The following is an 11,695-nucleotide window of genomic DNA, read 5'->3' on the forward strand; positions in this document are numbered from 1 at the left end:
AGATGATCAAAGTCATTTACCGAATGCTAACCGAAGATAGGGATTATCAGATAAAAAAAGAAGCTTTAAAAGCGGCATAAAAAAGTTTGAAGATTACTTGATTTTTCAGATGGGAAGTTCAGGTCTTCACATTTGACATTTGATTGAAATGTCAAATGTGAAGACCTGACCCCCAAGTAACCCAAGTAATAAGCACCATAAGCAAGCAAGTACAATAAAAGAGGAAGGAAGGTTATGGTAGTTAAATGAGAAAGTTGTTTATAGTGTTTTTGGTAATTTTATTGATGAGTGTATCAAATGTCTTTATGTCTGCTCAGGAGCAAGGAGGGCAGACAGAAATAGCAGTCCAGGAAAATAATCAGCAGGAAGAATCCGTAGTGGAACTAACAGCCGATCAGGTCAACTATGACAAAGAAAATGATTTGATGGTTTTTATTGGTAATGTGGTTATTATCCAGGAAGATACTACTCTCACCTCCGAATTGGCATCATTTAATGTTGACAATAAAATCGGGCAGATTTCTGAAAATGTGAAATTAGTCCAGGAGGACATAACCATTACTGGTGAGAAACTGGAGGCATTTCTAAACGACAAACGTTATATCTTTGAAAATCAGGTAGAATTAGTACAGGAAAGAGAGGACGCTCAGGGAGAATCTGATAATATTACCTGGTTATGCCAGAAATTAGAAATTTTTACTGAAACTAAAAATATGACTGCTACTGGAGAGGTAGTCATTAGCAAGAAAGATTATACTATCAATGCACTGGAAGCAATTTATAATGATGCAGAGGATAAAATTACTTTAACTGGTGGAGTTAAGATTGAAGAAATTGCCAACAACCGTAGAATATCAGGTGATAGCGCAGTCTTCTACATTGATGATGATAAACTGGAAGTAACAGGAAATGTTAGAAGTAGCATTGTCCTAGATTAAAACATGCTTGTGCTTGGGGGTCAGGTCTTCACATTTGACATTTGATTGAAATGTCAAATGTGAAGACCTGACCCCCAAGCACACAAGTAACCAAGTACAAGTAATGATAACAAGTAACAAAATGGAGATTCATTATGCCAAATAGAACTGTTAATGATAGGGGAAAGAGCAGTACCTTGTTTAAATTTGGCTTCAGTGCCTTGCTGATTATGACAATTGTTTTCCTTATGAATGGATGTGCCCGCTGGCCTGATGGAGGAGGCGGTGAGGAAAATAAATTATTGATTATCAGGGTTGATTTAAATGAAAACGGACAGCTAAATACTGAACTTGGGAAATATTATATCGTTTTTGATACCAAAGAAGAAGCTTCAAAACCACCCTCCTGGGATAGAGAGGAATGGGAAGGAGGGTATTATTATATTATGTTAGATTATATGGGATTCTGTTTTGGAAAGTGGGATAGCACCTGTCTGCATACCAGTATTGGTGTAACAGATGATAACTATTTTCAGGTTAATCTTGATCTTGATTCTTTAGGCAATCCTGAAAAGATTTTTATGAATGTTATAACTACTGATTACAATGATACGACTTATGATTATATTAACAACTCATCAGATTTAACCATTGATACCAGTTTATCAAACTTTAATAAAATAGTGCAAGACTTTCCATTGGATTCAGATGGTGGCCTTGATTTTGATATCATTAAAGTGACTATTTCCCTTGTTATGTCATAGGACAGTAAATGCATTGTATTACCTCTTACCCCCCGAGGGTAATGGTTTCAGTGGGGAAAGCTTTAATGCTAAAATCAACCCATATAGATTTGGTGGATTGACGATAATTAATACTAATTTCCCTACAGTGTAAATCTCTGACTACACTTATTACGCTATTTCTGATATCAAATTTATCAAAGTAAACAGAACCACTGTAGCCTAGCTTCCATTCTTCGCTTAATTTTAATGACATTTTAGTATCAATTCGCTTATTCCATTGCTTTTTATTTAAGTCATAATAGGTGCTTAAATAAATATTGTGGTCTCCCTTTGGTTTCCATTGCAATCTCGCTCCCAGGCTACCGAAAGATTCGCTTACAAAATTATAATTAGTAGAAAGGTTAATTTGTAAATCATCTCTTGGCTTTAAAACTATACTGGCACTGGCAGATTCAGTCAGAGGGCTCAATACATCAAAATTAAAAGGAGTTGGTCCTTCAGACCTATAATAATTGTAAGAAAAATTTCCATAAAATTCTGGTTGATAGCCTACTTTTAAATCTAGTTTACCACCTACCATATAACGTGCTTCCCCAGTTAAATAGACATCCTGTCTATAAATACCTGATGCAGTTAAACTGATATTATCGGTAATTTTAAAGGGTCTATTAGCATTAATTATATATTCTCCTCGTACATTTTCCTGATCCGTAGCGCTTTCGTAAAACCTACCGACTGATGCATTAACACTATAGTTGATACCGGTATCCCATAATTCGGTGCTACTTTTAGTAAAAATCAACTCCGGTAATCTATCAAGAGTACTTACCGTACCGGCACCAGGTGGCTTATCTCCTAAATCAATCAATTTTTCGGTTATAAGTCTAAGCGTGTAACCCTGTCCGGTATATTTTAATTGCCATTCTGGACGGAGTAAATGATCAATAGGTTGATTAGTGGAATCCTTTGAAGTATAGAGTAGAGTGAGATTCGAATTTAAGTCATCAGTAATATTCTGATTATAGACCATTTTGATATTACCGGTACTGGTTGTAGCATCGGTTTTTACATTGAAATTGTATTTTCCGGTAATGGTAAGCAGCGCATCTTCCCATTTTTTGTATATATAAAAATCAGGTTTTATAGTGTGGCTTGAGCTCTGGAATGAACCAGGATACACAATACCATCGTATATTATATTTGCCTTCAACCTTAAGTCATTTTCAAAATTTTGCCAGTATTTAATACTGGCATCCAGATCATAGATATTAGCAGTTTTTCTTTTTAAAGCATAAAGATAAAGAACTACCTCGCCGTCATCTACTCTTTCTTCCCCTAATTCAAAGGTATGTTCAATTCCAGCTCCCAATCCTTTTTTTTGCATCCAATCGACATAAATGCTACCATAGGAAGAGGCATCTTGAACATAATTAAATTGATTCTTCAAAAACCATCCTTCGCTGGAACTCTGACCAATATCGGGGACATAAGGAAGTTGATTTTTCCCTCTCAGAAAGATTAAAAAAGAAGGGAAGGTGAACATTTTTCTTTTTCCTTCATACCAGGAAACACCTTTGGCAACTATCTTATCATCAATATAGATAGTAATTTGTTCTGCTTCAATATGCCAGTGCGGTTCTTCCAGATCACAGGTAGTAAAGAGACCACTTGATATTTCGATAGTATCCGGGAAATTTTCCATTTTTCCACCTTCATAGTAAACCAATCCCCTGATATTTTTCCCAGTGGTTTCACCTGCAAAATCTTCCATAATAATTTTGTCTGTTTTCCAGTTATAATGCAAAGCCTGACAGGAATAGGTATCTTCTCCAATGCTGAAAACGACTTCCTCTTTGGCTATCAACTCATTTCGGTCTAAAATAATCTGAAGATAATTTGCTTTGAGACTAATATCCTCATAGCTAAGGCTGACATTTTCCTGAGCAACAACTACATCTTCTCCCTCGATTACTTGATAACTAACAAAATTAGCATCAATACTTAATTTACCCTCTACATATTCCTCTTCTTCCTCTTCAGGTACAATTTCTTCAACTGCTTCCTGAAATCCAAAAAGGCCTCCGGTAATAGATTCAGCAATAGCTTTATTATCTGCATCATAACCGGTAATCTGGAATTGCCATTGATACTGGTGTTTTTTCTCTAAAGGTTTACTAACCTCCTCCTTGTTAAAGGTAATCTGGCTGATGTTTATATCTTCAATATCAACTCTCCAGATTTCTTCATCCTCAGTCAAATCATGGACTATGAATTCTCCCTTGGCAGAAAATATAACATTTTTAAAAGGAAAAGTAGTTATAGCAATTGATTGCCATTTAAATACCGGCTCTTCTTCTTGTACAATTTCATTATCAACTGGGTATATAGCCGTACAGGAGGGTAACCAGAAATCAACCTCAACCTGTTCGGTCCTTCCTACCAATTCATTAAATTGATAACCTTCTATGTAGTAGCTGTAAGTATTCCTATCCAGCACTTCCTCATCAGTCCACCAATACTGAAAACCTTCATCTTGATAGTCGGCTTTTATTTCCTCAAAATCACCCTTATTAATACTTTTAAATACTTTATATTCATCAGCCGTCTCCCATTCAAAAGGAGACCAGAACAGGCGAATCTCATATTCGGTAAATCCTTGCCAGAATCTGGTAACAGCATAAGCTTTAATCTGCTCATCAGATAAAAAATCTGTTTGAGCATCTGCTAAAATATTTATTAAGGGCATGGTTAAGATAGCAATAGTTAATATACCTGTTAATATTAAATTAAGCAGTATTTTTAACGAAAAATTGTGGAAAATTGAGGAGATTGTAAGAAATATATTTTTAGGTATATATACAGGTATATATGTATAAAAGATATCGAAGATAATTTTTGAGTAAGTATAAAATAGCTGCCTTTTGAAACTGAATTTATAGTTCCTTGTGTTCATAATGTTTATTTTGCTACCTTATTTAAGTGTATATTTACAATTATTTTATTATTATATTATGAATATAATATTATTTACAATTATTTTATTTACATTTTTATTCACAATAATTTAAATTTATTCTTTATTCATTAATGTAAAATATAAAGTTTAAAGTTATAAGTTTAATTCTATGCGGAGATAATGATATGAGATTACTTCATTACCTGAATTTACTTACATCGACTTTTTCTTAAAATAATGTCACAAGAATCACAAGAGAACCGTCCCTTTGTGTCCGTTATTATGTTTTTTCAGCTCTAATTACCAGAAAAATGCCTAATCCTAAAAATATGAGATTAGGTATCCAGGATGAAATGAAAGGATCTACCATGCCACCCCTACCAAGGGAACGACATAAAGAATATATTACATAATAGAGGAAAACCAGAGCAATACTAATTATAATACCGGTAGCTTTGGTACTTCTTTTAATCTGAATACCAAGGGGAACACCCATCAGGGCAAAAATCAAGCCAGAGAGGGGATAGGAAAATTTAACATGATAGTCTACTTCAAAATTTTTAGTATCCACTCCCGCATCAGACAGTATCTGTATTTGTTGCTTCAACTCTCTACTAGGCATTTCCTGAGGTGTACGCTGATTCTTGAAAAAGTCCTGCAACTCATCTTTCACCTGTATTTCCATTTCCTGGAAACTCATTTCATAGGTAATCTTACCGTCCTCATTATAATTATAGATGGTACCATTCTTTAATTGCCAGGTATCTACAACCCATTGACCCTCAGTGGCAGTAATTACCCTGGGAAAACGTTCACGGGTCATCTCATAAATCATTATTTCCCTCATAATCATATTTTGTTCATCTAAACGGTTTATATAAAAATATCGGTTTTCGGCATCCCGGAAAAAGACATTACGTTGAATATGGGGAGGACCTTTCTTTAGCACAATCTCCCTGATAATATTTTGAGAGATATGATTGGTTTCCGGTACTATGTAATCATTAGTTACAAAAGATAGAATACTGATTAAAATGCCTGCAACTAAAAAAGGTTTCATGATTCTACGAAAACTGATACCACCAGTGCGCATGGCCGCAATTTCGTTATTAGTGGACATCTGAGCAATAGCCAGTTCACTGGAACCCAAGAGAGCGATAGGGAAAGTTAGTACTAAAAAAGCAGGAAGGCGATAGAGTAATAATTCAATTACATTGATAATAGGCACTTTTTTATTGATAAGCATTTCCATAAGCTCAAACATTGTTTCCATAATAAGTAGAATGGTTAAAAGAGCTACTACTCCCAGAAAATAATTCATTACCTGAGAAATAATATAGCGGTCTATGATTTTTGTGCCAGGAATTTTCACTGTCTACCTCTTTATTGATCTATTCATTTTTTTGAATTTATTTCTTCTCACGTTTTAAAATTTCTTCATTATTATAACACAAAACATTTTCAGAAAAAAAAGATTTTTATAGACAGGAAAATAGTAAAAAGAAATAATACATTTTAGAGGATTTCAGAAACTTATTGAATTCTTAAAATAATTACAATTCAAAGAATACTTTTCTTGCACCTGAGGTGAGTTTATTATATAATCCATTTGTTATTATGATTAGAAAATCATTTTATGATTTTTAAATTTTCATTAAATGATGTAAAATAAAGTAATTATATTAGTATTCAGTGACTAATTACTTAAGTAATACTTTTAAAAATTTTATTTTTATCATTAATACAATTAATAAAACTACAGGAGTGAAAAATTTGTTAACTTATTTAACCAGAGCTATAGTAAGAATAAGAACAAGGCTATACAGGGCAACAGTGCAATTAAAAATACTAATAGTGCCTCCTATAGTACCTAAAATATTTTCCACTTTGCTTTTTCTGATGCTTCTAGCACTATACCTGTTAAGCCCACTTTCCAATACTTTGTTTCTTGTCTCCTTAGCCCAGGAGAGTGAACAGATCATTCAAGCTCAAAGACAAACCATACCAAATATTATTGAAGTAGAAAAACCTCCCACCTGTCTGGAGATGGGTAAGGAACTTTTCTGGGAACAGAAATACTCACAAGCAATTAAACAACTGGAACAGTGTATTCCTGAAGATCCCGACAATCCTGAAATCTATTATTATATTGGTCAATCATATTTTCAACAGGGGCAGCAATCTACACAAAAGAGAAATATAATCAAAGCAACTAGATATTACCGCCAGGCATACCAGGTTTCTGATACTGCGATAGAAAAATATTTAAAGAAAATCGAAGAAAATTCCGATAAAGACCATACCAATGATTACTTTCAGCTTGCTTATATTTATGAGATTCGTAGCTTAATACCGGGTGTTGATGAATACCAGAAAGCCATAGATATTTACCAGAAGCTAATAGCTGAAAAACCCTATCACACTAATGTTTATTATCATTTGGGCTGGATTTATTACCAGCAGGAAGACTATCAAAATGCCATAGATACCTTTTTTAGATATCTCAAACCGGGTCTTAAAAGTGATTTTGTTTACTATTATTTAGGGCTATCCTATGATAAAATAGATGAAAAAGAGAAAGCTGAATATTATTTTCAGCTTATCCTGAAAGAGTTCCCTGATACTAACTTCGCAGATTTAGCCAAAAAAGAATTATTCTAAATTTTCCTAATAGACAATGTAATTGAAAAAAGGAGAAACGCCTTGTTTTCTTTAATTAATAAAAACAAGCAACGAGTAAAGTATTTTAAAAAAATTTCATTAAGGTCAGTGCCAGTGTTTTTACTAAAAAAGATTTTATTACCTTTTTTGTTGTTGCTCACCATAACAATTTTTCTTAATGGATGTAGTATAATTAATCCCCAGACCGGTACGTTGGAAGGAGTGGTGCATCGTCAAAGTTCAGAAAGCTCAGAACCACTTTCGGATGCACTAATAAGCATTAGTGGATCTACTAATACTACTTACACTGACCAGGATGGATATTTCCTGATAAATGAAGTCCCAGCGGGGAAAAGAACCTTAACTATTATTAAAGAAGGATATATTACCCTTAAATTGATTAATGTATTTATTGAACCAAATATTATCAATGAAGTTTATTTTGGCGATCCAATCATTCTTCAGCCAAAGGAAGACACTATTCTTTATGATACAGCTATAGAGTTTCTGGAACAGAAAGATTACCAGCAAGCTATGGATACTTTCATAGAATTGCGCGATACATTCCCCGACAGCTTCTGGGCCGATGATGCCCAGTATTATATTGGCAATATTTACGAAATAAGTGGGCTTTATATTGCAGCAAGAGATGAGTATTCACTTCTTCTTTTTTATTACCCCGACAGCTCCTGGGCTGATAATGCACGCCTGGGAATAGGAAACTGTTATTATCAGACTGGCGATTACTACCATGCTAAAATCCAATATCAGTCGGTTATTGATAATTATCCGCTCAGTGATTTAATTCCTCTGGCTCAGTACCGAATAGCCTGGTGCAATAAAAGATTGGGTGATAATAATGAAGCTATTATGGCTTTTCAGCAAATAATAGCACTTTATCCTGAAAGCATTTATGCTCCTGCCGCTCAATACTTTATCGGGGAAATATACTATAATTTACAAAACTACAATCAAGCTATTATGGCTTTTCAGACTACAATCAATAACTATCCCTTTTCTGCCTGGCCTGGTGAAAACAGACTGATTGCTCCGGCTGCCTATTTTTATATCGGTTATTGTTATGAAAAGCAAGCAATGTGGGAAGAAGCAATTGCCGCCTATCAGGTAATTGTTGATGAATATCCTAATAGTACCTGGGATGATGGCAAATCAATAGCTACACAAGCTCAACAGCGGATCGATTTTATTAGAGCAAATTATCTTCCACCCGAAGAAAATCCTGAAGAAGAATGACGAAAAATATATAAAATGAATGCAAAAGAGATATTTGACTCAAGTAGTGATCTGGAAAAGATTGAACTATGTCAATCGGGAAATACCGAAGCCTTTTCCTTCTTAGTTGAAAAATATAAGAATATGGTTTATCAGCTGGCATTACGTATGACCGGAAATTACCATGACAGTGAAGATATCGCTCAGGAATCCTTTTTAAAAGCATACCGTTCCCTGCATCAATATAATCCCGCTTATTCTTTCTCCAGCTGGTTATACAAGATTACCCTTAACATTATACGCGATAGAATGAGGAAGAAGGCTTTAACCATACCTTTTTCTGCCCAGCAGGAAGTCGACGATGAAACAGCAAATGCTGTTTTCCATAACCATAATGAACTGAAAACTAATCCAGAGGAATGGCAGGTCCAGCAGGAACACAAAAATGAGTTACAAGCCGCTATCAAAACCCTGCCTCTTGCCCAACGAGAGATTATTGTTCTACGCCATATGCAAAACCTTTCTTATCATGAGATTGCTAAAGTTACGAACATCCCCCTGAATTCAGTAAAGGTCCGTCTACACAGAGCCAGAGTACAATTGAAAGATATTTTACAAAATATAAAAAAATAAAAAATATATAGTAAAAAAATTCCTTCTTTATGTAACATTCTGTCAAATTTTACGTATCATTAAGTAGAAAGATAAATAAAAAGAGGATACAATTTTATAGCATCCAAATTACGTAAAACTATAAAGATATAAAATTGTAAGATTATGCAAACCAAGAGGTATGTACTGAAATTCTCTAAAGAAAAGTTTTAAAAAAATTTTGTTTTATAAATAAGAAAAAATCTACTAGATATTAAATTAATACTAAATTAAGGGGGTTTTCAAGGGGAAAGATTCCCTTGAATATCTTGCTAGAATGAAAAACAGTAAATGTCAGAATATTCAGGAATATATAGAGGATTATCTGGAAGGAAGGCTCTCAACCGAGGAATCAGCCGAGATAGAAGAGCATCTTAATTCCTGCTCTGATTGCCAGAAGGAATTCCAAGCCTGGCAGAATCTTTATCAAAAATTAAATTCCTTATCCTTATCTGAAGAACAACTCCCAACTGATTTTACTGACCAGGTTATGCAAAAAATTACCCAGGAAGAATCAATTGTGGTGCAGAGTTGGTGGGAAAAGGCTCACCATCTTCTAACCATCCCGCGTATTTCCCTGAAGTGGGCTGCAGCGTTAGGTGTAACCCTGGTAACTGCTTTTCTGGGTTATAATATGTATTTTTCATCAGTCGAGCAATACTGCCCCAACAATTTAGCTGAGATTACCTTTTCTATGAGGGCTGATGCCAGCCAGATAAATAGTATTGCTGTAGTGGGTGACTTCAACGACTGGGATCCTAATCGTAATCTTCTAATTGATGATAACAATGATGGTATATGGACTGTTACTTTGAAACTGGAACCGGGACGCTATGAGTATATGTTTATCATTGATGGACAAAAGTGGGTCCCTGATCCGGCAGCTTACCGTTATGTCAGTGACGGTTTTGGCAATAAAAATGCCGTTATTGAAATCAGCAATTGCCAGTCGGAATGATTTAAAAAAAATTTGGGATAGAATATTGAGATAGAATAAATAAATGAAAAATAGAATGGAAAAGAAATTGATAAAAGAACAAACAAATAGAAAAGTTTTATTTTCATTGATATGCCTGACTATTACAGCACTTTTCTTTTTCTCCCTATCTCTTTCCATTCAGGCAAGTGAATCTAAAAATGGAAATGCTATTAGCCAGTTTGAACAAGCTCTCGATAACTCATCTTACAGTGACTTTCAGAAAAGGATGGTGCTAAATACAGTTCAGGAAGCAATAGATAAAGGAATTTCCACTGAAGATACCCTTTCCATTATAAAAGACAGTGTGCAAAACGAGGTTGATCCCTACAATATCAAAAAATTTCTTGATACGGTTATTTCAGCTAAAAATGATGGTATTTCGGAAAAACCTCTTCTTAATAAAGTAAAAGAAGGACTGGCCAAAAATGTGGAAGAGCGCTTGATTATTAATGTGCTTAACCAGAAATCGGAAAATATGAAGATTGCTCAAAACCTGCTTGCTGAAAGTCAAATTCAGAACGGGGAACCAGAAGAGATGATTGATATACTTGCTGATTCTCTTACTAATGGTGTTCCCCAGAGCACTCTGGCGCAGATTTTAAAGCTGAGTAGCGAACAGGGTAAAGAATGGTCAGAAGTAGAAGATGTTACCAAAGAGCTGGCTAACCTGGGTTTGAAGGCAATTGAAATGGGTATCGGAAGTGATAAGGTAGAAAGCATATTCAACCAGGCATTGGAGGTTGAGAATAATCTGGAAAATATTTGTATGAATATTCAGGACCTTATTGTAGCAGCAATAGCAGTTCAGGTCACATCCAGCTCATTACAGCGGGATACAATGGTGGAAGGTACCAGCAGTAGTTCATCTATTCCTGGTTTACCCTCTTCATCATCTGGAAGTGCAATAAGCGGATCTGGTTCTTCTGCTCCCTCTGGAGAAACAGGCTCTTCCCCCATTTCTTCAGGTGGGGATGACACAACTGATAACGAAAGTGGCTCATCACCGTTTAATTAATAGATATAGTTCATTGACAATAAAATAAAGGTCAAAGTTTTTAGTTCATAGTTTCACTTCTGTCAAGGATAATAATACTGAAAACTATAAACTGAAAACTACTCACAGTTATTCCCACAGTTGTAAGATGCTTGACTTTTAGCAAATTATATATTATAAACTATAATGATTGCCTATAAAAGCTGGTTTCTTAGCCCGTATGAGGTCGACATGCGGTGTATTTATCTGTAAAATATTTTTAAATAGCTTATAGATAAAAAGCCAGGAATCCAGATTAAAGAGAAATTAATTAATTTCTCACTAAAATCCATGGAAAAAAAGAAAATAGAAATAATTAAGAAACACGAAAGGAGAATTCTTAATGAAGAAATTATTAGTACTCTTACTTATTGCAACCCTTGCCGCTTTTGTTTTTGTCGGCTGTGACCTGATTCCCAGCGAAGGCGAAGGCGAAGGCGAAGGCGAAGGCGAAGTTGAAAGCGTTACCATTGCAATAGATGGAGCGTATGAAGTAGGTGGAGTAAAATACATTAAAGG

At 34.7% G+C, this 11,695-nt stretch carries 9 protein-coding genes; 7 read left to right on the top strand and 2 right to left on the bottom strand.

Annotated features, from left to right (window positions below):
* Positions 1–245 precede the first annotated feature (245 nt).
* Entirely contained in the window at positions 246–938 is a 693-nt protein-coding gene (locus PHD84_09470) for an LptA/OstA family protein (protein ID MDD5638025.1), read from the top strand.
* Positions 939–1,072: 134 nt separating this feature from the next.
* Entirely contained in the window at positions 1,073–1,681 is a 609-nt protein-coding gene (locus tag PHD84_09475) for a hypothetical protein (protein ID MDD5638026.1), read from the top strand.
* 25 nt (positions 1,682–1,706) lie between these two features.
* Here PHD84_09475 and PHD84_09480 read toward each other — a convergent pair whose 3' ends face one another.
* Entirely contained in the window at positions 1,707–4,409 is a 2,703-nt protein-coding gene (locus PHD84_09480) for a hypothetical protein (protein ID MDD5638027.1), read from the bottom strand.
* A 490-nt stretch (positions 4,410–4,899) separates the two neighbouring features.
* On the bottom strand, positions 4,900–5,991 hold the full coding sequence (locus tag PHD84_09485) for an LptF/LptG family permease (GenBank protein ID MDD5638028.1): 1,092 nt from the start codon (positions 5,989–5,991) through the stop codon (positions 4,900–4,902).
* 401 nt (positions 5,992–6,392) lie between these two features.
* On the opposite strand from PHD84_09485, the gene PHD84_09490 reads away from it, so the two are divergent.
* From PHD84_09490 to PHD84_09510, 5 genes are all read left to right on the top strand, one after another.
* Complete coding sequence (locus tag PHD84_09490) at positions 6,393–7,280, top strand: tetratricopeptide repeat protein (protein ID MDD5638029.1); 888 nt, start codon at positions 6,393–6,395, stop codon at positions 7,278–7,280.
* Between the two features lie 42 nt (positions 7,281–7,322).
* Positions 7,323–8,534, top strand: coding sequence for a tetratricopeptide repeat protein (locus tag PHD84_09495; GenBank protein MDD5638030.1), 1,212 nt, complete (start codon positions 7,323–7,325; stop codon positions 8,532–8,534).
* 15 nt (positions 8,535–8,549) lie between these two features.
* Positions 8,550–9,146, top strand: a complete 597-nt coding sequence (locus PHD84_09500) for a sigma-70 family RNA polymerase sigma factor (protein ID MDD5638031.1) — start codon at positions 8,550–8,552, stop codon at positions 9,144–9,146.
* Positions 9,147–9,441: 295 nt separating this feature from the next.
* Positions 9,442–10,122, top strand: a complete 681-nt coding sequence (locus PHD84_09505) for a zf-HC2 domain-containing protein (GenBank protein ID MDD5638032.1) — start codon at positions 9,442–9,444, stop codon at positions 10,120–10,122.
* Between the two features lie 43 nt (positions 10,123–10,165).
* Entirely contained in the window at positions 10,166–11,158 is a 993-nt protein-coding gene (locus PHD84_09510) for a hypothetical protein (GenBank protein MDD5638033.1), read from the top strand.
* The last annotated feature ends 537 nt before the right edge of the window (positions 11,159–11,695 follow it).

The organism is Atribacterota bacterium (assembly GCA_028717805.1).
Classification (GTDB): domain Bacteria; phylum Atribacterota; class Phoenicimicrobiia; order Phoenicimicrobiales; family Stramentimicrobiaceae; genus Stramentimicrobium.

Coding starts and splice junctions, on each gene's coding strand:
- PHD84_09470 (MDD5638025.1), top strand. CDS start 246: ATGAGAAAGTTGTTTATAGTGTTTTTGGTAATTTTATTGATGAGTGTA.
- PHD84_09475 (MDD5638026.1), top strand. CDS start 1,073: ATGCCAAATAGAACTGTTAATGATAGGGGAAAGAGCAGTACCTTGTTT.
- PHD84_09480 (MDD5638027.1), bottom strand. CDS start 4,409: ATGCCCTTAATAAATATTTTAGCAGATGCTCAAACAGATTTTTTATCT.
- PHD84_09500 (MDD5638031.1), top strand. CDS start 8,550: ATGAATGCAAAAGAGATATTTGACTCAAGTAGTGATCTGGAAAAGATT.
- PHD84_09505 (MDD5638032.1), top strand. CDS start 9,442: ATGAAAAACAGTAAATGTCAGAATATTCAGGAATATATAGAGGATTAT.
- PHD84_09510 (MDD5638033.1), top strand. CDS start 10,166: ATGAAAAATAGAATGGAAAAGAAATTGATAAAAGAACAAACAAATAGA.